Annotated in this window: 25 protein-coding genes, 1 pseudogene and 1 other annotated feature; of the genes and pseudogenes, 14 read left to right on the top strand and 12 right to left on the bottom strand. The window is 47.1% G+C overall.

Going from position 1 to position 24,158, the window contains the following annotated elements:
• Positions 1 to 96: 96 nt before the first annotated feature.
• Entirely contained in the window at positions 97 to 1,029 is a 933-nt protein-coding gene (locus tag BAZ21_RS12535) for an aldo/keto reductase (protein ID WP_068500767.1), read from the top strand.
• A gap of 135 nt (positions 1,030 to 1,164) precedes the next feature.
• The gene (gene yunB, locus BAZ21_RS12530; protein WP_068500763.1) at positions 1,165 to 1,974 is read left to right on the top strand and encodes a sporulation protein YunB; all 810 of its coding nucleotides are present in this window, start codon (positions 1,165 to 1,167) and stop codon (positions 1,972 to 1,974) included.
• Positions 1,975 to 2,020: 46 nt separating this feature from the next.
• Here the strand turns inward: yunB and BAZ21_RS12525 are convergent, their stop codons facing one another.
• Entirely contained in the window at positions 2,021 to 3,127 is a 1,107-nt protein-coding gene (locus BAZ21_RS12525; protein WP_068500759.1) for a M23 family metallopeptidase, read from the bottom strand.
• A gap of 248 nt (positions 3,128 to 3,375) precedes the next feature.
• Between BAZ21_RS12525 and lipA the strand changes: the two genes are divergently transcribed.
• Together lipA and BAZ21_RS12515 are read left to right on the top strand one after the other, a co-directional pair.
• Entirely contained in the window at positions 3,376 to 4,278 is a 903-nt protein-coding gene (gene lipA, locus BAZ21_RS12520) for a lipoyl synthase (protein ID WP_068500756.1), read from the top strand.
• A 24-nt stretch (positions 4,279 to 4,302) separates the two neighbouring features.
• The gene (locus tag BAZ21_RS12515) at positions 4,303 to 5,217 is read left to right on the top strand and encodes a YutD family protein (protein ID WP_068500753.1); all 915 of its coding nucleotides are present in this window, start codon (positions 4,303 to 4,305) and stop codon (positions 5,215 to 5,217) included.
• A gap of 82 nt (positions 5,218 to 5,299) precedes the next feature.
• Here BAZ21_RS12515 and BAZ21_RS12510 read toward each other — a convergent pair whose 3' ends face one another.
• Positions 5,300 to 6,103 (bottom strand): NAD kinase, encoded by an 804-nt coding sequence (locus BAZ21_RS12510; protein ID WP_068500750.1) that lies wholly within the window; start codon positions 6,101 to 6,103, stop codon positions 5,300 to 5,302.
• 66 nt (positions 6,104 to 6,169) lie between these two features.
• Entirely contained in the window at positions 6,170 to 7,459 is a 1,290-nt protein-coding gene (gene ylbJ, locus BAZ21_RS12505) for a sporulation integral membrane protein YlbJ (protein WP_068500748.1), read from the bottom strand.
• 372 nt (positions 7,460 to 7,831) lie between these two features.
• Between ylbJ and BAZ21_RS12500 the strand changes: the two genes are divergently transcribed.
• Both BAZ21_RS12500 and BAZ21_RS12495 read left to right on the top strand, forming a co-directional pair.
• On the top strand, positions 7,832 to 8,209 hold the full coding sequence (locus BAZ21_RS12500) for a globin domain-containing protein (protein ID WP_068500745.1): 378 nt from the start codon (positions 7,832 to 7,834) through the stop codon (positions 8,207 to 8,209).
• Between the two features lie 42 nt (positions 8,210 to 8,251).
• Positions 8,252 to 8,962 (top strand): DUF2225 domain-containing protein, encoded by a 711-nt coding sequence (locus BAZ21_RS12495; protein WP_068500743.1) that lies wholly within the window; start codon positions 8,252 to 8,254, stop codon positions 8,960 to 8,962.
• Between the two features lie 99 nt (positions 8,963 to 9,061).
• Here the strand turns inward: BAZ21_RS12495 and BAZ21_RS29370 are convergent, their stop codons facing one another.
• Positions 9,062 to 9,298, bottom strand: coding sequence for a hypothetical protein (locus BAZ21_RS29370; protein ID WP_068500739.1), 237 nt, complete (start codon positions 9,296 to 9,298; stop codon positions 9,062 to 9,064).
• Positions 9,295 to 9,465 carry a YycC family protein gene (locus BAZ21_RS27895; RefSeq protein WP_007431992.1) on the bottom strand — a complete coding sequence of 57 codons (171 nt, stop codon included), beginning with the start codon at positions 9,463 to 9,465 and terminating at the stop codon, positions 9,295 to 9,297. The genes BAZ21_RS29370 and BAZ21_RS27895 overlap by 4 nt, the downstream gene beginning before the upstream one ends.
• A 97-nt stretch (positions 9,466 to 9,562) precedes the next feature.
• Between BAZ21_RS27895 and BAZ21_RS12485 the strand changes: the two genes are divergently transcribed.
• Positions 9,563 to 11,350 carry a M3 family oligoendopeptidase gene (locus BAZ21_RS12485; protein ID WP_068500736.1) on the top strand — a complete coding sequence of 596 codons (1,788 nt, stop codon included), beginning with the start codon at positions 9,563 to 9,565 and terminating at the stop codon, positions 11,348 to 11,350.
• Between the two features lie 257 nt (positions 11,351 to 11,607).
• The gene (locus tag BAZ21_RS12480) at positions 11,608 to 12,018 is read left to right on the top strand and encodes an O-methyltransferase (protein ID WP_068500733.1); all 411 of its coding nucleotides are present in this window, start codon (positions 11,608 to 11,610) and stop codon (positions 12,016 to 12,018) included.
• Between the two features lie 125 nt (positions 12,019 to 12,143).
• On the opposite strand, the gene BAZ21_RS12475 is transcribed toward BAZ21_RS12480, so the two are convergent.
• Both BAZ21_RS12475 and BAZ21_RS12470 read right to left on the bottom strand, forming a co-directional pair.
• Complete coding sequence (locus BAZ21_RS12475) at positions 12,144 to 12,380, bottom strand: alpha/beta-type small acid-soluble spore protein (protein WP_068500729.1); 237 nt, start codon at positions 12,378 to 12,380, stop codon at positions 12,144 to 12,146.
• Between the two features lie 90 nt (positions 12,381 to 12,470).
• Positions 12,471 to 13,436 carry an aldose 1-epimerase gene (locus BAZ21_RS12470; protein ID WP_068500726.1) on the bottom strand — a complete coding sequence of 322 codons (966 nt, stop codon included), beginning with the start codon at positions 13,434 to 13,436 and terminating at the stop codon, positions 12,471 to 12,473.
• 142 nt (positions 13,437 to 13,578) lie between these two features.
• Positions 13,579 to 13,835, top strand: a binding site (T-box leader).
• Between the two features lie 56 nt (positions 13,836 to 13,891).
• Between BAZ21_RS12470 and trpS the strand changes: the two genes are divergently transcribed.
• On the top strand, positions 13,892 to 14,881 hold the full coding sequence (trpS, locus tag BAZ21_RS12465; protein ID WP_007431987.1) for a tryptophan--tRNA ligase: 990 nt from the start codon (positions 13,892 to 13,894) through the stop codon (positions 14,879 to 14,881).
• Between the two features lie 58 nt (positions 14,882 to 14,939).
• Here trpS and BAZ21_RS28490 read toward each other — a convergent pair whose 3' ends face one another.
• Complete coding sequence (locus BAZ21_RS28490) at positions 14,940 to 15,167, bottom strand: hypothetical protein (RefSeq protein WP_141694969.1); 228 nt, start codon at positions 15,165 to 15,167, stop codon at positions 14,940 to 14,942.
• A gap of 59 nt (positions 15,168 to 15,226) precedes the next feature.
• Here BAZ21_RS28490 and BAZ21_RS12460 point away from each other — a divergent pair, with 59 nt between their 5' ends.
• Positions 15,227 to 15,448: an alpha/beta-type small acid-soluble spore protein gene (locus BAZ21_RS12460; protein ID WP_068500723.1), complete on the top strand. Its 222-nt coding sequence runs from the start codon at positions 15,227 to 15,229 to the stop codon at positions 15,446 to 15,448.
• A 263-nt stretch (positions 15,449 to 15,711) separates the two neighbouring features.
• On the opposite strand, the gene BAZ21_RS12450 is transcribed toward BAZ21_RS12460, so the two are convergent.
• Positions 15,712 to 16,695, bottom strand: a complete 984-nt coding sequence (locus tag BAZ21_RS12450; RefSeq protein ID WP_068500716.1) for a metal-dependent hydrolase — start codon at positions 16,693 to 16,695, stop codon at positions 15,712 to 15,714.
• Between the two features lie 200 nt (positions 16,696 to 16,895).
• Between BAZ21_RS12450 and cyoE the strand changes: the two genes are divergently transcribed.
• Positions 16,896 to 17,840: a heme o synthase gene (gene cyoE / locus BAZ21_RS12445; RefSeq protein WP_068500713.1), complete on the top strand. Its 945-nt coding sequence runs from the start codon at positions 16,896 to 16,898 to the stop codon at positions 17,838 to 17,840.
• A 90-nt stretch (positions 17,841 to 17,930) separates the two neighbouring features.
• On the opposite strand, the gene BAZ21_RS12440 is transcribed toward cyoE, so the two are convergent.
• The 3 genes and pseudogenes from BAZ21_RS12440 to BAZ21_RS12435 all read right to left on the bottom strand — a co-directional run bounded on the left by BAZ21_RS12440 (position 17,931) and on the right by BAZ21_RS12435 (position 19,835).
• Positions 17,931 to 18,272: a toprim domain-containing protein gene (locus tag BAZ21_RS12440; protein WP_068500710.1), complete on the bottom strand. Its 342-nt coding sequence runs from the start codon at positions 18,270 to 18,272 to the stop codon at positions 17,931 to 17,933.
• Between the two features lie 164 nt (positions 18,273 to 18,436).
• Positions 18,437 to 18,505: pseudogene (locus BAZ21_RS30230) on the bottom strand (YjcZ family sporulation protein); the annotation flags it as partial.
• A 157-nt stretch (positions 18,506 to 18,662) separates the two neighbouring features.
• A complete protein-coding gene (locus tag BAZ21_RS12435) occupies positions 18,663 to 19,835 on the bottom strand; it encodes an MFS transporter (protein ID WP_068500708.1) in 1,173 nt (390 codons plus the stop codon).
• A gap of 224 nt (positions 19,836 to 20,059) precedes the next feature.
• Between BAZ21_RS12435 and BAZ21_RS12430 the strand changes: the two genes are divergently transcribed.
• From BAZ21_RS12430 to BAZ21_RS12420, 3 genes are read left to right on the top strand one after another with little or no spacing between them, the layout of a single operon-like run.
• Positions 20,060 to 20,542, top strand: coding sequence for a hypothetical protein (locus BAZ21_RS12430; protein ID WP_068500705.1), 483 nt, complete (start codon positions 20,060 to 20,062; stop codon positions 20,540 to 20,542).
• Between the two features lie 15 nt (positions 20,543 to 20,557).
• On the top strand, positions 20,558 to 21,709 hold the full coding sequence (locus tag BAZ21_RS12425; protein WP_068500702.1) for a transglutaminase domain-containing protein: 1,152 nt from the start codon (positions 20,558 to 20,560) through the stop codon (positions 21,707 to 21,709).
• A gap of 19 nt (positions 21,710 to 21,728) precedes the next feature.
• Positions 21,729 to 23,798 (top strand): peptidoglycan D,D-transpeptidase FtsI family protein, encoded by a 2,070-nt coding sequence (locus BAZ21_RS12420; protein WP_068500699.1) that lies wholly within the window; start codon positions 21,729 to 21,731, stop codon positions 23,796 to 23,798.
• Positions 23,799 to 24,158 lie beyond the last annotated feature (360 nt).

Genomic DNA, 24,158 nt, shown 5'->3' with positions numbered 1-24,158 from the left:
TATTTAAGGATAGGAGCAGCAGTCGGGTACGCACTTTGCTTTTTTTGGAATCTAATTTTAAAATGGAAGTAACTTTCGAAAAGGAGATGACGTGAAGTGGCAGAGCAAGTGCGTATTGGCAAAACAGATCTATATGTAAAACAAATCGGTTTGGGTGCAAATGCGGTGGGCGGACATAATCTTTTTTCCGGTTTGAACGATGAAACGGGCAAAGAGGTCGTTCGCACAGCTTTGGATAACGGCATCAATTTTCTGGATACGGCTTTTATTTATGGACCTGAACACTCGGAACGGTTGATTGGCGAGGTATTGAAAGAACGTGGCAATCGTGATGAAGCCGTGATCGCGACCAAAGGAGCACACAAATTTGTGAACGGAGAGGTTGTTTTTGACAACTCGCCGGCATTTTTGCGTAACTCTGTCGAATCCAGTCTGAAAAGATTGCAAACGGATTATATTGATTTGTTTTATATTCATTTCCCGGATGAAGCAACGCCGAAGGCAGAAGCAGTCGGAGAACTGAAGAAGCTCAAGGACGAGGGTAAGATTAAAGCGATTGGCGTATCCAATTTCTCCATTGAACAGTTGAAGGATGCGAATAGCGACGGCTATGTGGATGTCCTTCAATCCGAATATAATTTGCTCCAACGGGAAGCAGAAAAGGAGCTGCTGCCTTATACCAAGGCTAATGGCATTTCATTTGTGCCTTATTTCCCGCTGGCAGCCGGACTGCTGGGTGGGAAGTATACGAAGGACACAACCTTCACGGACATCAGAGCGAAAAGTCCATTGTTCCAGGGAGAAATATTTGTCCGCAATCTGGAAAAGGTGGAGCAGGTGCGGCAGATTGCCAATGCATTGAATGCTGAGGTAGCTCATGTTGTGTTGGCATGGTATTTGACACGCGATTCGATTGATGCTCTCATTCCAGGGGCGAAAAAGCCGGAGCAGGTGCTGGAGAATTTGAAAACGCTAAATGTTCAGCTGAGTCAGGCGGATATCGACAAGATTGATCACATTTTCAAGTAATCGGTTGGACTCTTATTAATAATCACAGCAATCACATATTTTTTCTATCAACAGGAGCTGCCGGACGGGCGGCTTCTTTTTCGTGTATTCCTCGCATATCCTTGTAGGGTAAGTTCATCGCTGCGGGGGGATCGGATGATGAGAAGACCGCAATGGCACAGCGCACCCAACAGAAGGCGACGTGGCAGACGCAGAGTATTTTTTATTGTGGTACTTGCGCTGTTGGTAGGGATCATACAGATGGCTGCTTATGTGGAGCAGCATTTGAAGCCGCCCATGATGCATTTGGCAAAAGTGCGGGTCAAGCAAATGGCAACAGAGGCCATCAATTCAGCCATAACTGCACAGGTCGAACAGGGCAAGACGGCTGATAATTTGATCGAATGGAGAACGGATGCACAAGGGAGAACGTCCGGTTTTGTTCTCAATTATGCGGAGCACATGAGAATTACGTCAGATACGCTCAAAGCGGTCAAGGCAACAATGGACAGTATGAGCCATTTTGATGAGAGCGTTCCAATTGGTCAGGCATTGGGCAGCCCGCTGCTGGCAGCGTATGGCCCGAAGATCCCTCTAAAGGTGGAGCCGCATGGAGCCATCAAGGTGGATTTGAATACCCGTCAACAGGATGCAGGCATCAACATGATCCTGGTGGAAGTGTACATTCGGATTACGACAGAGGTGTCTGTAGTGATCCCGTTTGAGATGCAGCCTCAGATTGTGGAGACGGAAATCCCGGTATCTTATTTGCTGGTGGTGGGCAATGTTCCGATGTACTACTATGACAATCAGGGCAAGCCCGTTGGTAAAAATGGCGCAACTGCTCCGCAGCTGGCGCTGCCTTCACATACGATAGAGAGCGGCGGCGCTACAGATTCAGTCATAGAGAGTGTTCCAGCTGCACAGGAAGAGGAAAATCCCATCCGTCAGTCTCCAACGCCATAAAGCTGAAGGGAGTGATGTGAGATTCTCGGAAAAAGCAAAAGAGACCCTACGAGGAGGTCCCTTTTCCTTGCTCTGTTTTGAGCGCCTTGTGCTCGGTTTGCTCCCACTTTCTTAATAACGGATACGGATCGAACGACCAATCGGTCCAGCCATTGTCCCGATATATACCATAGTGCAGATGCGGTGGAAACTTGCCTTGGGTACCCGGCTTTCCATAGCCCGAGCTTCCGACCCAGCCAACCGTCTGACCGGGTGTAACGATATCTCCTTTGTGTACGGTTTTGTCAAAGCCGGAAAGGTGTGCATAGTAGTGATAGCGATTGTTGAGATCGCGAATGCCGATCCGCCATCCTCCGAATGGATTCCAGCCCTTCATTTCGACTACGCCGTAGCAGGTACTGCGAACCGGAACTCCGTAGCCAGCAAACAGATCAGTTCCTTCATGTATGCGATAACCGCCCCAGCTGCGACGACTTCCCCAAGTGCTGCGATAGCTGTAAATGCTGCTTAAAGGAAGCGGAAAAGCTTGACTGTTCAGATCCAGCTTGCCATATGTCCGATACAGCTTGGCAAATTGCTGAACTCTTTGAACTGCGCGGCTGTTATGGTAGTATTCCCATACGGCAATACCAAATTCATCCTCGTTGTTCCCATATTTCCCAAGATAAGAAGCCATGCTGAACAGCGAGTCCTTGTCATTATCGCGGTCAGCGATCCCGTCGCCTGAACCGTCTTGTCCCAGCCCGGAAAATATCTCAATGGAGCGTGGATTTTGATCATCTGAATCCGGGTTCATCAGGCCGGACCAGATAGGTCCCGTAATAAAAATACCCGTGATCCGTTCCGCATGCTTGCGGTCTTTGGGATGGGCCACTGTAAGTGTTCGTTCATATTGATCGATTGCAGCCAGCCTGTACCAAGGAATTCCTGTCAGTGCTTCGATGGATTGATATAAAGCAAGCCTCGACGTAAACAATGTGGCTAGAGATTGTGAAGCATTCACTTTAGCTTTCGGGGTACTTCGGGAAGACGATGGCTGTAAGTCCTCGTCAAAGGCGTGAGCAGGAAGCGGACAGGATGTTGTTAGTGTAATAGCGCATAACAGCAGCGATAACAGACGGACAGCGCGGGCTGTCCGTATAGGGTAAGACACGTGAACCGACCTCCTTTAGAGGGCTTGAATCGCCCAGGTAAATTCTAGCCCCGCAATCCATGGCATGAGCAGAAGCGCTTTAGTTTAGATTGAGCGATAACCGTTACTTTTATCCATATCAAGAATTTACTTTTCCGGCATCAATGTCATATCAAAAAGGGAACAATGAATGGAGGTTTTTCCATCGCTTTCATGTTATAATGTATGGCAATGAAAGCTTAAGCTCATCAGAAAGAAGGTCTATGCCATTGTCTAGAAAAGTGAAGGAAGCAAAACCCGACTGGATTCGTATTAAACTTACGACAGGCGACAACTATCAGGATATCAAGAGCATGATGCGTTCCAAGACATTACATACCGTATGTGAGGAGGCACGATGCCCTAATATATATGAATGCTGGGCCAACAGGACAGCGACATTTATGATTTTGGGTGATATTTGTACGCGTGCGTGCCGTTTTTGCGCAGTGAACACGGGGATGCCTACGGAACTGGACTTGCAGGAGCCTGAACGCGTTGCGGAAGCAGCTGAAAACATGAACTTGAAGCACTGTGTCGTAACCAGCGTGGCTCGTGACGATTTGAAGGATGGGGGCGCTACTATATTTGCAGAAACGGTTCGGGCCATTCGCCGCCGAGTACCTTTATGCAGTATAGAAGTATTGATTCCCGATTTTATGGGCGATATTGAATCGCTGCGGATCGTTATGGATGCCAAGCCGGATATTTTGAATCATAATATTGAAACCGTGGAGCGCATGTCGGATAAAGTACGGGCCAAGGCGAAATATCGCCGCTCCCTGGAGCTGCTCCAACGTGCGAAGCAATTGAATCCGTCCATTCCGACCAAATCAAGCATCATGCTGGGTGTCGGAGAAGAGTGGGACGAGATCTTGCAAGCCATGGATGATCTGCGTAAAATTGATTGTGATATTTTGACAATTGGACAATATTTGCAACCGTCCGAGAAGCATTTGTATGTGCAAAAATATTATCCACCGGAAGATTTTGCGAAGTTAAAGGAAGAGGGATTACAGCGGGGATTCAGCCACGTCGAATCCGGTCCGATGGTCCGCAGCTCCTACCAAGCGCATGAGCAGGTGAAGTCCGCCGCTCAGCATAAGGAAGAAAGCGCCCTTTCGCAGGCTTGATCCGGGAAAGGCGGTCAGATTAGCTTGTTTCAAATCGGTGGTAAAAACTATGAAGTGTTGCAGGATCACAAGAACGGGTGGAATCCCGAAGCATTTCGTGATCGATACAGTGAAGTGCTGGATCGCTATGATTATATTATTGGTGATTGGGGCTACAATCAGCTGCGTCTGAAGGGTTTTTATAGAGAAGGACACCCCAAAGCAAATAAGGACACATCCATAGTGGTACTGGACGATTACATTAATGAATACTGCAATTTCGGTTGTGCTTATTTTGTGTTGCAAAAAAGCCGTGAAGTGTTCAACAAGAACGGAAGCAATGATGAATCTATTGCCCCAGACATCCAACAGCTGGTAGATGCTCAAAAGGAACAAGCGGAAACGTTAGAAACGGAAGAGCAGCAAGAAATATTGCAACATACAGCTGTAGAACGGGAATGGACGCAATCGCAGCAGGATTCCACGATAATGGAGGAGCCGCCAACGGAGCAATCACGAGAAGTCCGTGAACCACGCGAATTGCAACGTCAGGAATCGAAGGAAGCCCAGGAAGCACGTGAGCGTCAGCCACGTGAAGCTCGGGAAAGTCGTCCACCCAGAGAAGGTCGTGAAGGAAACCGGCAGCGTGAGCCACGTGAAAACCGTGAATCGCGTCAGCCGAGAGAACCGCGTGAAGCAAAGGATGGACGCAATCCCGGAGAAGGGCAGCAGGCTCGGGAGCCACGGAGACAACGTCAGCAGCAAGGGAATTTCGACAAAAAGGAATCCCGTGGATCACGCTTTGAGCGTCAATCCAAGGAAAACAGGGAGGGGCGTCAATCCCGTGTTTCGCGTGAGTCCGAAGGCCAACGTCAGGCGGGGGCTGCTGTCAGAGCCGAAAAAGCTGAGATCAGCAAAAAGAATAAAACATTCATAGCTCCACAACAAAACGGTTCCTGAGTTTCAGGAACCGTTTTGTTTGTAATAGAGCATTTTGCATAAATCCAATAAAAAAGAGCCGACTTCGGCTCTTTTACAGGTTTTAGTTGAGAAAAGCGTTGCGTACCCGATCCCAAAAGGGAAAAGGACGATAACGAGCGAAGCTGATTTTTTGACTTGAGACCTGACAGCGAACAGAGATCAGATCATCCACAGGAAAGTTCAGGTGATCCACAGTCAATAAAAGACGCTGTTCTTTTCGCGAAAAAATATCACAATGATGGTGTTTGGGCAGGAGCAAGGGCGATCCCAGGGTCCGATATACCCGGTTATTAATGGAAGCGATCTCCGTTAATTGCAAGGCCTCAATGGTGGGGTGAACCATCGCTCCACCGAGTGCTTTATTATAGGCAGTCGTTCCGGAGGGTGTCGAAACGCATATGCCGTCACCACGGAACATTTCAAAAGTAATATCGTTAATATCTACCTGGGCAACAACAGTACCATCTACGCCTTTTAACGTGAATTCATTCAAGGCGATAAAAGAGGCATTTCCAGACTTTTTGTGAATCTCCAATTCAATCAGCGGATACTTGACGATTCTAGGGTTAAGCAACCCCTCAGATCTGCTTTGGCTCATCAGGTCGATTAGCTCCTCCAGCTCGTCCGCACGCCAATCAGCGTAAAAGCCCAGATGACCGGTATGTACACCAACAAAGGCAATATCCGGAATTCGGTCGATGAAGGTATGAAACGCATGAAGCATCGTACCATCGCCTCCAATAGACACGACGATTTCCGGCGATTCGGCATCCAGCTTGAAATTCTTTTGTTGGGCAAGACGGTGAAATTGCTGGCTCAAGTCCATGGAATGCTGATCCCCGCGGTCCAGAACATAATATCTCAAGATGAAAAGCTCCTTTGTCATGGGTATATACCGATCATAATCAATTATGAGCAAGAACACAATCGTTCATTGCCTGTATGTTCTTTTCAGCCACGCGAATAAGTGACTTGTACCGACGCTCAAGCAGGAGAGAGCCAGCATCCCTGTCAGCATGCAGGCCAGGAACAGAAGGCTTTGCAACAGCATGGTAGACGAAAAGCCGGGGGACCATATGATGTCATATATCGGATGAAACACGGGCGAGCTTCCTTGGCCCATTAGCGGGCGCCATAACAGAAGAGCCAGCAATGCCGAGATGACACCGTGTGCAGCCCGTGCGAGCAAGAACGGCATATACCGTAGATTCGTCATATTTAAAATACTTGCGACCTGCGCATGAACGGACAGCCCCCCCCAGGAGAGAACAAAAGCTGCTGCGGCCACTTTGAACGGCAACGCCGCTCCTGTGGCTTCACCTGCGGCTTGTGCTCCTAAGGTGACCTCGAAAATACCGCCCACAATAGACTCCGTTAACGTAGGAGGAAGACCGCATGCAGTCAATAAGCTCGCCGTAAGCATACGAAGGCCGCTCATTAAACCTGAGTTCGTCAAAGCCTCCAGAGTAACGCAGAAGAATACAACCAGCCCCCCTACGACAATAATAAGGCGTAGAGAGGAAGCAATCGCCTGACGGAGCAGCTCGCCAAACGGACGCCCATCTTCCAAGCGCGCCGCATGCATGGCATACAGGGCTTGACGTAGCTGCCCGGGCTGCCGTGCAGGGGACGTGCTTGTCTTTACATCCGAGGTACTACCGGACGCTGGTGCAGGTTGCCTGCTAATATCAGAATCCCCTGAACGGGTACCATGAAAGCGCATGAGCAGGCCGATGAGCAGCACACCACCGTAATGGGCTGCACCCAGTACGAGTGCAATTTCTGGCTGATGGAAGAAGCCAACGGAAACCGCACCGATCAGAAAGATGGGATCAGAGGAAGTTGTAAATGCGACCAAACGCTCTCCTTCAATGCGGGTAATCCATCGTTGTTCCCACAGCTTGGCTGTTAGTTTGGCCCCTATCGGGTAGCCGGATGCACAGCTGACTGCAGCGACGAAGCCTCCGCAGCCAGGTACACGGAATAGAGGCTGCATCAGCGGGTCTAGCAGCGCACCAATGAAATGAACAATTCCGAAACCAAGGAGTAGCTCGGAAATCACAAAAAACGGGAATAAAGAAGGGAACAGCACGTCCCACCAGATGGCAAGACCACGAAGCCCGGCATTCAGCGAAGACTGCGGATACGCGGCCATAAGCACAAATAGGGATACCAGTATAAGGATGAGCAAAGGAAGCGAGTAACGACGGTACAGCGACATTGAGGCCCCTCCTTTGGAGTTGTACTATTATTCCTATGTCGGGGAAGGACAAAGAGTACAAAAAAGTAAAGAAAGCGATTGCATGAAAAGCTGTATTTTTGTAAAGAGTATGTTAAAATAGGAAAACAACGATCCATAACCTTAAGGATGGAGTGATCAGGATGAGTATCGTTGCCGGTTTGCTCGTATGTGCTTTTGTGTATGTCATTCGTGTCTCTCGCGTCCATCCCGGTGAAGAGGATTGGCGAAGCTATTAGTTATATTTTTTATATGTTCAAATGATAAGATGACGCTTATTTTAGCGTCATTTTTTGTTTTTTGTTATAATACGGGTGTATATTTATTACCATAGCATAGAAAGTTGGGGGAAAAGTGAATCCTAGCCTGAGCATTTATGACAATCTTGGGGGTGCGGAAGGTATTCGTGCTATTATTGAGGCCTTCTACCCGAGAGTGTATAAAGATCCATTGTTAAGTCCACTGTTCCCTGAAGACATGGAACCGGTAAAGGAAAAACAGTTCATGTTCCTGAGCCAGTTTTTTGGAGGTCCGTCCCTGTTTTCCGATGCATATGGTCATCCGATGTTACGTGCCAGACATATGAAGTTTCCCGTAACGGAGGAGCGAGCAGAGGCATGGTTGTCTTGTATGGCGGGGGCGTTAACGGATGCGGGCATTGAGGAGCCGCTTCGTTCAATCATACTTAATCGTTTGTCCGGTCCTGCGCATCATTTTGTAAATACCCCGTAAGCTTACGGGAATTTCCGAATTTGGGAGAGGGTTGTAAACACATTGGAAATTGAACCGTTATATCAGATTAGTATCGTTTGTCCGCATTGTGAACAGGAATTTCAGACATCTCGTGTCAGACCAAGCCTGAAAAAGGCCATTCGTACGGATTCAGACTTTTGTGCGTATTACAAAAATGAAAATCCCGACTTTTACGTCGTACGGGTTTGTCCGCATTGCGGATTTACCTCGACAGAGCATTCTACCGTTCAGCTAAGTGATCAGCAAACCAAGCTATTCAAGGACAAAATTGGTAATCGGTGGCAATCTCGTGAATATAGCGGTCACCGTAGCTGGGAAGATGCGTTAGAAACATATAAACTGGGTCTACTCTGTGCGCAGGTTATCGGAGAAAAGGAACGGGTCATAGCTAGTCTATTGCAGCATATCGCATGGATGTACCGTTACCGTGGAAATGAGGAGCAGGAGCTTCGTTTTCTCCAATTTAGTCTGGATTCTTACATCCGGGTCTATGAGCTGGAAGGTGTCGGAGCGAATAATGCCAAGCTGCTCTATCTGATTGGAGAATTGCATCGGCGTACAGGTAATTTTCACGAAGCGGTACGCTGGTTTTCGCGTGTTATTAATGATAAGAAAATTATGGATGCGGCCATGATCCGGGCTTCCCGTGAACAATGGGCTGTACTGCGGGAGCAAATGCTGGCTAAGGACATCAGTCTGCCGGAGGAAATGCAGGACGCAAGCTCTTCTTAAGAAAAGAAAGGTGTGTACTATGGCCGCTTCAGGCTCATGGTTCACACCTTGTTTGTAAAACGGGTTATCTTGTCTTGCAACTGCCAACTGCCTCATGAATTAATGATGGCGGAGTGTGGTATCTGACAGCAAATAATCGGCATCACAATCCACCAAAGTTATCCTGTTACGGCAGCATGGGAACACAAGCAGCTTTTTCATTCCTTCATGGATGAGCTTAAGCTCTTTTGGCTTCAGGGGTAGCAACACATTCTCATGGTCGCAAAACGGACAAGACTGTACATAAACGTCCCCCATGACAATGTCGTAAGGCCAGGTTTTATGAAAAGGGATCATGATTTGTCCGACTCTCCGCCGTTCGGGTCAGTGGTTTCTTCTTTAGCCAGTTCGGCCAGCTTTTGCATCAAAATGTGCTGGGGTGTATGCATAAGGTGTTCCAGCGGAATGCCAAGCTTTTCGGATAATTTCACAGCCGTTTCCGGCGAAATTTGTAAAGGTCTCATCCTGTATTCCTCCCAATTGTAGTGATTTTATCATCACGATGTAGCTTTATTGTATATGAAACCACATGAATTCGCCAAAAAGAAAGGTGGAACAATTATGAAAACACCGTTAAAGCAAACATGGGATCTGGAATCTATATTCAGTGGAGGCTCCTCCTCTGCTTCATTTCATGCATTTTTGGAGGAATTGGAGGGCAAAGTTCAGCAGTTGCAATCTCAGCTTAAAGCTGCGAAGGTACCACAGACGGTATTGGATACCGAGCATCTGGATAGTGTGCTGAATAGCATGCAGGAGCTGTTTAATGGCGCGTCGCAGGCGGGTTCCTTTGTTTCTTGTCTCACTGCTCAAAACCAGCACGACAAGCTTGCTGTTCAATTGGGGGCACGCGTGAATACGCTGTACGCACAGGTGAAAAGTGCTTTGGTATCTTTCCAGAACCTGCTGGCACAAACCAGTGAAGACATTTGGCAGAAGTGGATGGAGCGTGAAGCTATCAAGCCGATTTCTTTTGTCCTGACTGAATACCGGAATGAAGCGCGTGAGAAAATGGCTCCTGAGCTGGAGAGCCTGGCATTGGATTTGGGTGTGGACGGCTACCATGGCTGGGGCGACTTTTATGATACGATTGTCAAAAATATGACGATTCCTGTACCAGAGAATGGCGAGATCGTAAACCTGTCTGTTGGGCAAGCGGCTAATAAACTGGATGAACCGGATCGCAGCGTGCGTCAGGATGTGTTTGCACGTTGGGAAGCGGCATGGACTCAGGTGGAGGATTACTGTGCGGATACGCTGAATCACCTGGCAGGCTTCCGTCTCAAGCTATATGAAAACCGGGGCTGGACAGACGTGCTTAAGGAGCCGCTCGAAATCAGCCGTATGTCAGCGCAAACACTTGATACCATGTGGCAGGTTATTAATGAAACGAAGCCTATTCTGGTCAAATATTTGGAGCGGAAGGCGAAATTGCTGGGGCTAGAGAAGCTGTCCTGGCATGACGTTGAGGCTCCACTGGGAACATCGACCACTAAAATCCCATACGACGACGCAGCCGTTACGATTGTTGAGCAATTCGGCAAATTCAGTTCAAGAATGGCTGATTTTGCCCAAATGGCTTTTGAGAAAAGCTGGATCGAGGCAGAGGATCGTCCAGGAAAACGTCCTGGTGGCTTCTGTACATCCTTGCGACTTAGCAAAGAGACCCGTATTTTTATGACCTATGCCGGATCACCATCCAACGTTTCGACACTGGCCCATGAACTTGGACACGGTTATCACCAGCATGTAATGAATGAATTACATCCGTTGAATCAAAATTATGCCATGAATGTGGCTGAAACAGCGTCGACGCTGGCAGAACTTATTGTGTCGGATGCTTTGCTGGAAGCCGCCGAAGGTCAGGAGAAGGTAGCTTTGCTAGAGGACAAAATCCAGCGCGGAATAGCCTTCTTCATGAACATTCACGCCCGCTTCCTGTTTGAAACCCGGTTTTACGAATTGCGGAAAAAAGGGGTCGTAGGAGCGCAGCAGCTAAGCGAGTTAATGGAGCAAGCGCAGCGTGAAGCATTCAGCGGTGTTCTGGATGAGGTACACCCTCATTTTTGGGCGTCCAAGCTGCATTTTTATATTACGGACACACCATTCTACAATTTCCCGTATACATTCGGGTACATGTTCAGTGCGGGGATTTACGCTTTTGCGAAAAAGAATTCAGACGGGTTTGCCGATCAATATGATGCTTTACTGCGTGATACAGGTCGCATGACGGTGGAAGAACTGGCATCCAAGCATTTGGGTACTGATCTAACACAATCTGACTTCTGGCGTAATGCTGCGCAAGTTACCGTTCAGGACATTGAGCAATTTTTGCAAATGACAGACTAACAGAAATACCCTGCAAGCAGGTCTCCCGCAAGGGAGGCCTTTTTTGTATTCAATGCAGAAGATGAAGAATTACGTCACAATATGTCGAAGTGTTATTGATATTACCTGTTAGCGAAATTTAAATTAGTGGATATACTTAGATAATAGTTATAAATGCCCATTTATGTTGATTTTGATTGTAACGTTAAAAATATTCACATATAATTGAGTCGTAAGACCTATTAAAAATTTCAAAACAGGTATATAGGGGGGTTTTTATGAAAGAAGATTTAGGTCAATTGTCTTTGATAAGGCAGCTGGATATCGTTTTTAAAGAACTGGATCATGAACTGGCGGGTTTGTCGTCAGGCATCGTATTTGTGCAAATACGCAACAATGTGATTGGAAAATTTGGGATCAGACATAATCCGATTGCAGGGAAGGGAGGTACATTTGCAGCTGTAGAGCCGGGATTATCTGCAAAGCATCGTGAGGATTTTCGCCATATGGCCTTGGAAACGTTAGATCACAAACGCAGCTGGACTCACGGTGAGATTGCTTTTGATTTTGCTGTCAGACAGGGGATCATTCTGGTGGATGCCACGCTGGAATCGAACTATAACATGGCGAATCTCATGATCCGTTACAACAAGCCTACATATCGGGATCGAGCGGCCAATTCGGAATAATCATCCATAAAAGAATAAAAAGGAAAGGCGGCCTTCCATAGGAAGACCGCCTTTGTTATATGCCCGTCATAACACGCATTTTGTTAAAATACAATGAACGGAATGCTCATGTGGAATAATGACGCTTATTGACCTGAACGACCTGATAATTGCTGTTCGGCCAGCTGTACTAAGCGTTTAGTGATATAGCCTCCCAGAGAACCAGCCTCACGGGATGGCATATCACCATAGTAACCGTCTGCCGGAATGGTGATGCCCAGTTCTTGCGCAGCTTCATATTTCAATTGTTGCAGTGCGTTGTTGGCTTGAGGAACGACCAGAGTGTTGGTGCGACGTCCTCTGCCTTGATTGGCCTCATACATGTGTAGTCACCTCCTTCGGCTGTGATGAGGTTAGTATGCGACAGTGTTATGAAAATATGCGCCAAAGGAAGGAAAGTATAAAAAGGAGAATTATGGTTGATGTATGTGGATCTGAGTCTTGAGGTTGATGGATTGCTGAGGCTCCAGACGAATCAATCCACCTTCTCCGACAGGATCAGATAAATTAGGAGCATCAGACAGCCAGGTATAAGGTTCAATGCAGAGATATTGATCGCATTCGCCTTTGGTATACAACACCCAATACTTAAAGTATTGCTCATCCGCTGTGTAGCGAATCTGATAACCGTCATCACGAGTCAATAGAGCTTCAGCAGGACCTTCCGATGCCCGCAGCAGAGTGTCCAGATTCGTTCCTTTCAGAGAGAGCCCCGAAGAGAGCTGTTCCAAATCATCCAAAGCAGTAATTTTACCCGTAGGGAGCTGTTCAGCATCCTGCTCATATACTCCGTTCACAGGCAGCTTCAGGCGCCAGCGCTCAGGTTCTCCGTCCACCATAAACCAGGTGTGATATCCCAAGCCAAAAGGTGCTGCTTTTCCCCCCAGATTCGTTACTTGCAGCGTTTGACTTAATACAGAACCCTGCAAGCGGTAAGTCATCTCCAGACGCAAAGGAGTGGGGAACTGCTCGATCCAGTGCGGATCACTTTCTGTCAGAAGCTCGGTCGTTACGCTGCAACCTTCCTCATCCTCTTCAATATCACTGCAGCGCCAAGATTGATTGCGGTGCAGGCCGTGTATATGATTGTCGTTGGCCGTGTTTCGGTCAAACTGATATGAAACACCGTCAAACTCAAATTGTCCTTTGCGGATTCGGCCGGGAGGGATCAAAATCGGCAAGCCAAAATGATAAGGCTTTTGTAAATAAAAAGCCAATTCCTCCTCGCCGGGACGCCGTACGATATCCCGGTTCAGCTTCAGATCACGCACTGAAATAATATTATTCCCGAGGCGAGGGATCATCGTAACTTCCAGTTCAGGGCTATGTAAAACATACGTGTCGTAACCGTTCCAGTGTTCTTTGGTCACTTGTTTCATATTCCATGCTCCTTTGTCCACTATAATCGGTTGAAGCTTTGTGTCATTATGATAACAGATTTTTGATCGCAGGGCACAATCGTCATTTGACAATAACATTATACGGAATTATCATTAAATGTAATTTAGAAAGTAATGACATGGAAACACGATGATGAGGACAAGTAAGCTTTGCACAAGCTCTTCAGAAAGCCGGTGGTGGATGAGAATCGGTGAGCCTGTATTGCTGAATGGACCTTGGAGTGCCGTACAGAACAGGATTTGACCATTCTCAGTATGACGGCCGATTGCTCCCCGTTAACGGAGCTTTAAGATTGCAGGCAGCCATGAACATAGTCCCGACAAGTGTTAGGCTGGCGGCAATGAATAAGGGTGGTACCACGGTCTCGCGTCCCTTGAGGATGCGGGGCCTTTTTGCGTTCAAAATGAACTAAATCTCAGGAGGAATGATGAACATGAAAACTGTACTTTCAGGCATTCAGCCCAGTGGACAACTTACTTTGGGCAATTACATCGGTGCAATGAAAAATTTTGTAAAATTACAAGAGGATCACCAATGTTACTTTATGGTTGTAGACCTTCATGCGATTACCGTACCGCAGGAACCGGCTCAATTGCGCGAGCAGTCTGAGGCGGTAGCAGCATTGTTTATCGCAGCGGGCATTAATCCGGAGAAATCCAACGTCTTCTTACAATCCCATGTCCCTCAGCATGCTGAATTGGGATGGTTGATGACGACACTGACGAATATGGGCGAGCTGGAACGTATGACCCAGTTCAAGGACAAAGCGGCTGGCAAGGATTCCGTAGGAGCGGGGCTGTTTGTATATCCGTCGCTGATGGCAGCGGACATTTTGCTCTACAATGCGGATCTTGTCCCGGTAGGTGAAGACCAGAAACAGCATCTGGAGCTGACACGTGATTTGGCAGGTCGTTTTAATCACCGCTATGGAGATTATTTTACGGTTCCCGAACCTTACATTCCTGAAGTAGGGGCGAGAATTATGTCCCTGGATGATGCATCCAAAAAGATGAGCAAGAGCAACCCGAATGCTGGCAGCTATATTGCTCTGCTGGACGAACCAAAAGTCATTCGCAAAAAGATCAGCCGCGCTACTACCGATTCTGGTAGTGAGGTTAGATATGATCCGGCAGGTAAACCGGAAATTAGCAATTTGATGGGCATTTATAGCCAGTGCTCCGGCTTGTCGCTCCAAGAAGTACAGGATCGCTTTGAAGGTCAAATGTACGGCACGTTCAAAAAAGAACTGGCAGAGGCTGTTGTAGCTACACTTGAGCCAATTCAGCAGCGATACCATGACATCCGGGAATCCGGTGAGATTGGACGTATTTTGGCTCAATCCGCAGAGCGTGCGCGAGAAGCCGCTGAAGTCACGCTGACTGCGGTCAAAGAGCGCATGGGCTTTTTACCCCAACTACGCTAAAAGTACACATAGTCAAAGCATCCGGCAGCCAACGCAATCAGGTGCGTGATAGGATCGGCTAGGAGCGGCGTTGGCGGGCCTTGACCACGAAGCCCCAGCCGATGTTGCCTACAGAAAAAAGTCCGAGTAAAATAGCAAGCCATGCGGAATAACTGATCGATATTGCGGCTGCTGTCAGCAGGACAATGGATGAAACGGCGAACCACAGGGATAAACCTTTGCTCATGGTAAAAACCTCCAGCTTCGAATGTTGAATTTCAGGAATAAGCAGGTGTAAGCGAGCCATAATAATCTTGCAAGCTTGCAATGAACCTCACTCACAAAGAACTGAAAGGAGATTCAAATATGAGCAGACGTCGTTCAAACAACCTGCAAGTACCGCAGGCCAACGCCGCTTTACAACAATTAAAATATGAGGCCGCTCAAGAACTGGGCATCACCATCCCTCAGGACGGTTACTATGGTAATGTCGTTTCCCGTGAAACAGGATCACTTGGGGGATACATCACGAAAAAGCTGGTCCAACAAGCAGAGCAATCCTTGTCGGGCAATAGCCGTATGCAGTAATACACATAAACACTCCATCTTGGAAGCTGTATTATGAGCAACTGTGATGAAGAAAATCCGGAGCAATCATGCTCCGGATTTTTTGCGCGCATGGCTTATGACCATTGTGAATCACGCAAGTCCGCTTCGTCAAGAGGGCGCTTTCATCTAGCTCTTCATGAGGGTATGATTTTTTCGACAAACAACAAACAGCAAGCTCCAGGATCACAGGAGACTTGCTATTTGTCGTTCACCATGCTTGGTGTTTACTTAACAAGCATTTTTTAATTCGTATGCAGAGAGAGACGTTTTTGCATCTTTTCATGACTGAGCCAGCCGATATAACTATTGATCAGCCCGAACTGCTTATCCATCGCGACGACAGCGACGAATGGATATTGTTTTCGGTGACGATACCTTACATCCGCCCACCGCACAATGTAGCCCCACTCCACCTCCTCCACCTCGGCAACGGCAAAGGAGGAAAAATAACGAAATGCCTGCACATCGCGATAGGACTTGGATGCTTCTGCGGCCGGGTGTGTGGATGGAACCACATGCTTCGTCCAAAACAAATGTTTTCCATTTAATCCGCCTATGTCATAACTTCCATTCAGATGTGCTTTTACCACATGCCACCGGTTCCATGAAACCGTGGGAATGATATAATAGTTATCTCCCTGCCGGCGCTCGTTGTCCATATCACGTACCCTATTTTTGAGACGGAAATGACTCCAGGTGCGCCAAATGTAATACAAGACGAGAGCGACATACAGTGTAATAAATAAGGGAGCGGATGGAACCAATCCGGTGATCCACAGCATAATCGCAGCAACATGGGTACCGAAAATAAAGGGATCAAAGATGTGGATGATATTCCATGATATCCACTTGTCCGTAAAAGGTCGGAATGCCTGTGTCCCATACGTATTGAACAAATCGGTGAACACATGCAGGCAGACGGCAATCGTTACCCAGAGTGCTACATGGCCTGCGGACACATCCCTGAAAATAAGGCAAATCAGTCCCGTTATGGACAAGATCCATATTAACCAGAAGGGAATGGAATGTGATAGTCCACGGTGATTGCGAATGTAGGCTGCATTGTTCTTCAACCGAAACAGGGTGTCAAAATCCGGAGCCTGTGACCCTATGACCGTAGCGATCAGAATGACTGCCGCCAACTTTGGATCTTCGGCGACGGCAGGATCGGTGTAGGCCAGCCCGGCCAACCCGATTCCCATGACAAAGTGTGTGGCTGTATCCATATCTGTCGCTCCTTTTGATTGTATCCTGTCTTATTACTACCCAAATTTACTGTAAACGATCAGCAGAGGCGATTTGCAGCCCAATTGTGAACGTTTTGTGCGTTTTCTGTCAAACTTTTTAGGGGGAGTGTATGATAAAATTTATATCGGAGTTCAACTTACTCCCGAATTCATATATCTCTAAGGGGGAGTTACTCACAATGGATAACATTAGTTATAAGGCTTCTTCAGAGGCGGCTACTTACTCTGTAAAATCTAAACCACCCGGTAAAGCGGGCACATGGAAAGATTTTATTACAGTCACCAAGCCAGGCATTCTTCGTACAAATCTGGTTGCAGCCTTTGGTGGATTCTGGTTGGCTTCACAGTGGGACGTTGACTATATAAAGCTAATTCTTACACTTTTAGGCACGATGCTGATTATGGCCTCTTCGTGTGTCTTTAACAACTTTTTTGATCGTGAGTTGGACATGAAGATGGAACGTACACGTAATCGCTCATTGCCAACAGGGCGTTTGACCCCTACAACGGTGTTGTCATACGCTATTATTTTGGGTATTGCCGGGCTGACTGTGCTGTTCTCCTTCTCTGGTATCCAGGCAGGGCTACTGGGCATACTTGGCATGTTCGTTTACGTCGGTATTTATACACTTTGGTTAAAAAGATCGTCTACATGGAGTACATCCATCGGCGGTATTTCAGGTGCGATGCCTCCTGTGATCGGTTATGTGGCTGCTTCCGGTCGTATTGACATGGGCGCCTGGCTCTTATTCGCACTGCTGTTCTTATGGCAACCCCCTCACTTCTGGGCACTTGCGATTCGCCGAGTTGAGGAGTATCGCGCAGCAGGATTTCCATTGCTGCCAGTCGTGAAGGGCATTCATCGAACTAAGATTCAAATGATTCCTTATATTGTGTTGTTGATTCCGGTACCCATTCTTATGTACGCTTATGGGTATGCCGGTATGATTTTCATGATTGTGTCCGTATTATTGTCTGTCCTTTGGGCATTTTATGCCTTTAAAGGTTTTACGATTAAGGAAGAAGAAACAGATTCCTGGGCTAAAAAAGTATTTTTCTTTTCCATCAATCATCTGACACTCAGCTTCCTGCTGATGATCGTTGATACGGTTCATAAGTTCTAACATGATGGTTAGTATCATTTGTCAGGGTTACCCTATAGCTGTCCAACAGGCATGAAAGCAGCCTGCGGACAGCTATATTTGTTTTTTAGACTACAGGACAGGTGGATATAAAATATATTCCTCCAGCCCTGCCTTTTCCAATTGAGCGATCACATATTCATCTGGAGTGCCTTCAACGCCGGCATATCCTTTGCGGGTATACATATGATGTGCATCAGGAAAAGTGTCTGCAAGCACACCCCGTATTTTTTTCCCGGAGCTATCGTTGTCCATAAATAAGTATATTTCGTCATCCTTGACATGCTTGCGGAGGGATTCCAGTTTAGTAGTGTTTAATGTACCGAAGGTGCACAAAATGTGAACCTCCGGATCAAGTAATCGGCGAAGTTTACTGCGGTCATTTTTTCCTTCGACAATGACGGTAATTGCCATCTTGCCACCCCCTGCTTGATGCCTGTGCTCGAAATTCCCCGGGAAATGAATGAATATGTGTATAGTGTAGCTCCAAATGAGGTTCTCATGCAAAAAACACTAAAACAGCCTGCCAGAAGTGGCAGGCATGGATATGATGACGGCATGTTAGGGCAATTCAGATATTAAATCCAGCAAGTACGGAGAATGATGACGAGAAGAATATAGAGAACAAGAATAGTGCCGGTTGAGGTTCCTAAAACATGACAAGGATGACAGTGGCTCACGGGCAGCACCTCCCTTTTTAATAATCTGTTCAGTCAAATTAGTCTATGTTGGTAGGGATATCAGGTACTGTGCATTTGCCCTCTGGAGCACCATTTTGGGCTGTAGAGGTAGCCGTATCTTAAATTAGCTGGAATGATAGGGTCCGGGGGCAGATAATGGCGGTGTCGAAGATAGGCGTTTTACAGGAATAAGCAGCAAACCGAGCATTAGAATTAAGAATGCGACAAAAAAAGGAGACAGATAATCCGGCAGCTGACCCGCTAGGACGGGCCCGGCAAAGGAGCCGATGGATGTTGCAATAGATTGCAGTGCAAAGGTTTTACCTAGCCTCGTACCCCCAAGCCGTATAAATAGAGAGGCAAGTGCAGGGAAAATGATGCCTTTGGCTGTTCCTAAAATAAAAAGGATGATGCCAATTGTCGCTTCGGGTACGATGGCGAGTGCGTAGAAGCTTAGGGACATTAGAATAATGCCGCAAATCAGCCGCACCATCGGTGAATATTTGTTTAGAAAAAGCAGGCTGAGCGTACAGAGCGCTCCCAAGCTGATGATGGAAAAGAGCAATCCGGTGGACATCATGGACGCAGAACCGTTATTCCGCAATGGGATCTCATAAAATAAAATGCCTTGCGCGCACGCCAAAACAAAAGGCAGGAACAGATAACGCCAATTGAATGGTAAAAGTGGCTGTGACCCGGACAATGGAGCAGGTGCCGTTTGTCCGTCAGATAGTTGGGCCTGTGGAGCAGGCGCCGCTTTAGGCAAGGTGAAATACGCCATAAGTCCTGTGACTACGAGAATGATGCCAAGAGAGCTGAACGTCTCGCTAAAGCCGAAGCTGGCTACGATGAACGCTCCCGCTGCTGGAGACAGGACAGAGGCCAGTGTGTGGACGACGCCGTGTCCTGACATATATTTGCCCTGTGTAACTGGATGATCGGATAGCTGTGCCAACATAGCCAGACAGGCCGGGGACAAAAAGGCCAGCACAAAACCGCTAATCGCACGCAGAAAAAGTAATTCCCACGGGGTGTGGATGTACGATTGAATGATAAGGATGATACCTGCGGCTGTCAGGCTGAACATTATATATCGGCGGCTGCCGTGCTTGTCGACCATGGGGCCGGCCATCAAATTACCAGGCAGGTGAGTCAGGGAATAAATCCCCATCATCCAGCCGATAAAGGTAGGTGCTGCACCCAGGGAAATAGCGAATGGTGTCAGAATCGGATATTGTGCATGCAGGTCAAAAAAGGCAATAAACAAAAAGAGATACAGCCAGAGGGCTGTTTTCAAGTGGATAACCCCCTTTCCCTAATGTAAATTTTCATACTGGTTCGTATCGGCCCTTCCTAAGTTGTACGCGGGAGTGGACGAACATAGACCATTTTGTACGGACAAGATTTGAATGAATATGCAGTGGGAAAGAGCTAAGCTGACAGGACATCATGGAATCATGTATAATTACAGAGACAATTTTGCAATTTGAATCATGCAGTTGAAAACGGGAGTGTAGCGAAATGGATAAGAACGTCTGGACAGAGTTTTTGCAACATAATTGGCAGATCGTTCAGGATAACTGGCTGTATATATTGATTGGGCTTGTCCTATTGTTTGTCATATTGAATATTGTAAAAACTCTTGTAAAATGGCTGATCGTCATTGTTGTGGTTGCAGGCTTGCTAATTTACAGTGGTATTTCCTTTGAGCAGGTCGGCAAGGTAGTTACTCAGGCAAAGGATGATGCGATTAACAAGGTTCAGAGCGAGGCTTTGAACATGATGATAAAAGAGGGCCAGAACGCAAAATACACCTCCAACGGGGATGGTACATTTTCGGTAACCAGCTCCAATCTGGAAGTAAAAGGTCCGTTTGAGGGTGACAAGGTCAAGGTATGGTATCAGGGAATGTCGCTGGGCGAGTGGAGTATGAGCGATACGGTCAAGAAATATATCGAAAGCGCGAAAGGCTTGGCTGTTACACAGTCGCCGCAGTCGCCGTAAGACAGGAGGAGCACAATGAACCCATCCTGGCTGGAGTCTGTTCTTCATTGGAATGGCGTAACGGTGTTTCTGATCGCCATCGTACTGTTGTCGTTGATACAGGGGTGGAGGCGAGGAGCTTCCAGATCTGTAGGTGCGCTGTTTAGTCTCATCGTGGATGGCATACTCACCGTGGCGGGTATTTTGTGCTCGCTTGGGTTGGCCATGTGGCTTTCACCGAAGGTGCAGCAATGGCTGGCGGATTATATGGAGCATTTGCCGCAGCGAGGACTAAGCGGGATCGAGCAATTTTATTATACGCTTGTGGCAGGGTTAGAGGGCTTTCCACTACTGCGGTTTGCCGTATTATTTATGCTCAGTTATGCGATCGCTCAATTCGTACTGCGTGCGATTTATGTGCTGGTAGTAGGTGGCAGGTCGGATTCCCCTGTTCGTGAGCAGCAAAAAAAATCAGGCTTTTTCAGCAGGGTGGCCGGGGCCGGGATTGGTACGGTGATCGGCGGAGCACGCGCCATCATGGTTATAGCCTTGTTGTTCATAGGTGTAAGCTTATACCCGGACAGTGGATTCAGCAGCTATGTGCAGGCTTCACCGATTTATAAGCAGGGAGCGCAATCGGTCATTGAACCGTTATCCGGTACTCTGATTAAGGATAAACTGCCCGTATTTACGCAGGCCGTTACCAAGGAATTAAACGGCATCATGCAGCGTAAATACGAAATAATCGACCGTGAAATTCCGAACGATATCAATCAAGCTGCGGCTAAGATTACACAGGGGGCTAGAGGTGACGAGCAAAAGGCCAAAGCGCTGTATGAGTGGGTAGGCACCCGCATCAGCTATGATTACGGTAAGGTAGAAGCCTATGAACAGCGTGGCGAGTGGCATGAGCAGACCCCCAGAGACACGTTTGATACACGCAAGGGAGTCTGCATTGATTATGCCCGTTTGTATGCAATGATGGCCCGATCCCAGGGACTTCAGGTCAAGGTGGTGACCGGACTGGGATACAACGGACAAGGCGGCTATGGTTCACATGCCTGGAATGAAGTGTATTTAAGCGGTCAGGATCAGTGGGTACCGTTAGACCCGACCTGGGCACAAAGCGGGAACTGGTTTAATCCGCCTGGTTTTGCCCAGACACATATTAAGGATAAAGTGATTTAAAAGGAGTGGAGAAGGGCACATGAGAAAGATGGACAACGAGCAGGGAAAAGACAACGAGTCGTCCGACCGAAAAAGATTCAGCTTCAGGATCAACCTGTTCTTTTTCAGCTCGTTCATTATATTTACGGTCATTATCGTAAGATTGGCGATACTTCAATTTGTGGAGGGCCCCCAGCTTAAACAGCAAGAGGCCAGTAATGTGACCAAAAATGTACCGCTCACGCCGATTCGGGGAACGATTTACGATTCAACCGGGCAGAACAGGCTGGCGTATTCTACACCTGTACAATCGCTGTACATCACACTCTCCAAAAACTACAGCGACCTTTTGGAGAAATCACGTGATCCTGATAAAAAGCTGTTGCCTGAGCTGGAGAATATGACGCAAAGGCTGGCAAATCGCTTTGCTGAATATGGTGATAAAAATGAGCCGAAAATGACAGCGGAGCAAATTATGGACGAGATGGACCGGAACTATCAGCGGTTTAGCGGCTTTACGCCCCGTCTGATTAAAACCAATCTCAGCAAAGAAGAAGTTGCCTATTTCATGCAGCATAAGAGCGAGTTTCCAGGCGTGGATGTCGTTGAGGAAACGGTACGCCATTATGATCCTGATACGGTGGCTGTCCAAACGGTTGGCTACATTAAAAGCTATAAAAGTGCGCGTGAATCGTTGCCTAAATATAAGAATATTCAAAAATCCATGTCAGCTGAAAATGACCCAGGACTTATTTATATGGATAATGAATCTGTTGGTTTTGATGGACTGGAATATCAATATCAGGAACAGTTACGAGGAAAAAATGGATATAAAACCATCCCGATTGATCCGCGCAATATGCCGGAAGGTGTAGATTCTGTTACTCCCCCGCAAAAGGGAAACAACATTTATTCCACCATTAATAAAGAGATTCAGGTTAAAACGGAAAACGCCATTATGGATCAATTGAGATGGCTCCATTCACATGCTGTATCAGGCAGTACGCATCCTTATGCCAAAACAGGCTTTGCGGTTGCTATGGAAGTGGATACGGGGAATGTGGTAGCGATGGCTAGCATGCCGGACTATGATGCGAATTATTGGCAAACTGGAAATATTTCTAAGGACAAATATAAAGAGATTGAACATGTGTATCAAAACGGTACAATTAAGAACGTTGGCTCTGGCCAACCTGGACAGCACCCAGATTCTACCGTGCTTCTTGGATCAACTATTAAACCGCTGTCTGTTCTTATTGGATTGGAAGAAGGACTGTTTACAACAAATACGTACTATCAAGACACGGGAGCGGCATATTTCGGACGTAACAACTCCTCACGAGTGCGTAACTCATCTGGTCATGTGTACGGTTCAATGGACCCGGCTACCGCTATTCGCCATTCCTCCAATGCTTTTATGGTCGATATGGTGGGCAAGCGCTTATATAACAAATACATCAATAATGCCGCAGAAGATCAGGGCGTTAACGTATGGGACCGTTATATGAAGGAGTTTGGATTAGGCGTTTCCACTGGAGTAGACTTGCCCGGTGAGTTCCGGGGATGGCGGGAGTACACGAGCAAAAAAGAGTCAGCACTTTCCAAATTGGCTTATGCATCCTTTGGTCAACAAGGTAAATATACTCCTATGCAACTTGCCCAGTATGCAGCGATGATTGCGAACAAGGGCAAACGGATGGAGCCGCATTTGGTCAGCCAAATTAAAGATACCAACGGCAATGTAGTTCAAACCATTAAGCCTAAGGTGTTGAATGAAGTGAACTTCCCGGACGCTTACTGGAATGAAGTTATACGCGGGATGGCGACAGACGTCAGCGCATTTAATGGTTTCCCTTATGACTTTGCCCGCAAAACGGGTACATCGCAACAAAGCGTAGGCGGCAAGCTGAAGGATAACGGGGTATTTATTGCATTTGCTCCACGACAAAATCCGAAGCTGGCCGTAGCGGTTGTCATTCCTGAAGGAGGCTTCGGGGCTTGGAGCGCAGGACCTGTAGCACGCAAGATTTTTGATGCTTACGACGAAGTATACGGTCTGGACGGTGTTCCAAAGAAAAAACTGGATTCAACCGATAATAATGGAAAGTAAGACTGAAAAGTAAATAAAGTAATTTGTGGCTTGGGCGTATTGAATGAAAGTCATTACATCTAAGTACCCCAATGAGAATTAGTTCAACAGTCGTAAGGTTTGTCTGATGGAAAGTGGAATGAGAATCTGGAGAAAAACAATGAGCGTGAGGTTTGATAAATCAAGCAGATCGTTTAGCTCTTTCAAGAATGGCGGCCCTTCATTTGTTTCAAAATGATGGGCCGCTGGATATTATTAAAGAAAGTTATATACTATATCGCACGTACTATTCCTGACAAGGAGACTTTAGAGAGCCGAAAATATATATAGGAATATCTTTTCTCGAATTTATTAAGTCGAATCTGAAGATTTGTTGCTTCT

It is taken from the genome of Paenibacillus kribbensis, assembly GCF_001705305.1.
GTDB lineage: Bacteria > Bacillota > Bacilli > Paenibacillales > Paenibacillaceae > Paenibacillus > Paenibacillus kribbensis_B.
This window is presented reverse-complemented; position numbering and strand designations above follow the sequence as displayed.

What these genes read in the sequence shown, in the direction of transcription:
- yunB (WP_068500763.1), top strand. Translation starts at nt 1,165, where the DNA reads ATGATGAGAAGACCGCAATGGCACAGCGCACCCAACAGAAGGCGACGT.
- ylbJ (WP_068500748.1), bottom strand. Translation starts at nt 7,459, where the DNA reads ATGTCGCTGTACCGTCGTTACTCGCTTCCTTTGCTCATCCTTATACTG.
- BAZ21_RS29370 (WP_068500739.1), bottom strand. Translation starts at nt 9,298, where the DNA reads ATGATCCCTTTTCATAAAACCTGGCCTTACGACATTGTCATGGGGGAC.
- BAZ21_RS27895 (WP_007431992.1), bottom strand. Translation starts at nt 9,465, where the DNA reads ATGAGACCTTTACAAATTTCGCCGGAAACGGCTGTGAAATTATCCGAA.
- BAZ21_RS12485 (WP_068500736.1), top strand. Translation starts at nt 9,563, where the DNA reads ATGAAAACACCGTTAAAGCAAACATGGGATCTGGAATCTATATTCAGT.
- BAZ21_RS12480 (WP_068500733.1), top strand. Translation starts at nt 11,608, where the DNA reads ATGAAAGAAGATTTAGGTCAATTGTCTTTGATAAGGCAGCTGGATATC.
- BAZ21_RS12475 (WP_068500729.1), bottom strand. Translation starts at nt 12,380, where the DNA reads ATGTATGAGGCCAATCAAGGCAGAGGACGTCGCACCAACACTCTGGTC.
- BAZ21_RS12470 (WP_068500726.1), bottom strand. Translation starts at nt 13,436, where the DNA reads ATGAAACAAGTGACCAAAGAACACTGGAACGGTTACGACACGTATGTT.
- trpS (WP_007431987.1), top strand. Translation starts at nt 13,892, where the DNA reads ATGAAAACTGTACTTTCAGGCATTCAGCCCAGTGGACAACTTACTTTG.
- BAZ21_RS28490 (WP_141694969.1), bottom strand. Translation starts at nt 15,167, where the DNA reads ATGGCTCGCTTACACCTGCTTATTCCTGAAATTCAACATTCGAAGCTG.
- BAZ21_RS12460 (WP_068500723.1), top strand. Translation starts at nt 15,227, where the DNA reads ATGAGCAGACGTCGTTCAAACAACCTGCAAGTACCGCAGGCCAACGCC.
- BAZ21_RS12450 (WP_068500716.1), bottom strand. Translation starts at nt 16,695, where the DNA reads ATGGATACAGCCACACACTTTGTCATGGGAATCGGGTTGGCCGGGCTG.
- cyoE (WP_068500713.1), top strand. Translation starts at nt 16,896, where the DNA reads ATGGATAACATTAGTTATAAGGCTTCTTCAGAGGCGGCTACTTACTCT.
- BAZ21_RS12440 (WP_068500710.1), bottom strand. Translation starts at nt 18,272, where the DNA reads ATGGCAATTACCGTCATTGTCGAAGGAAAAAATGACCGCAGTAAACTT.
- BAZ21_RS12430 (WP_068500705.1), top strand. Translation starts at nt 20,060, where the DNA reads ATGGATAAGAACGTCTGGACAGAGTTTTTGCAACATAATTGGCAGATC.
- BAZ21_RS12425 (WP_068500702.1), top strand. Translation starts at nt 20,558, where the DNA reads ATGAACCCATCCTGGCTGGAGTCTGTTCTTCATTGGAATGGCGTAACG.
- BAZ21_RS12420 (WP_068500699.1), top strand. Translation starts at nt 21,729, where the DNA reads ATGAGAAAGATGGACAACGAGCAGGGAAAAGACAACGAGTCGTCCGAC.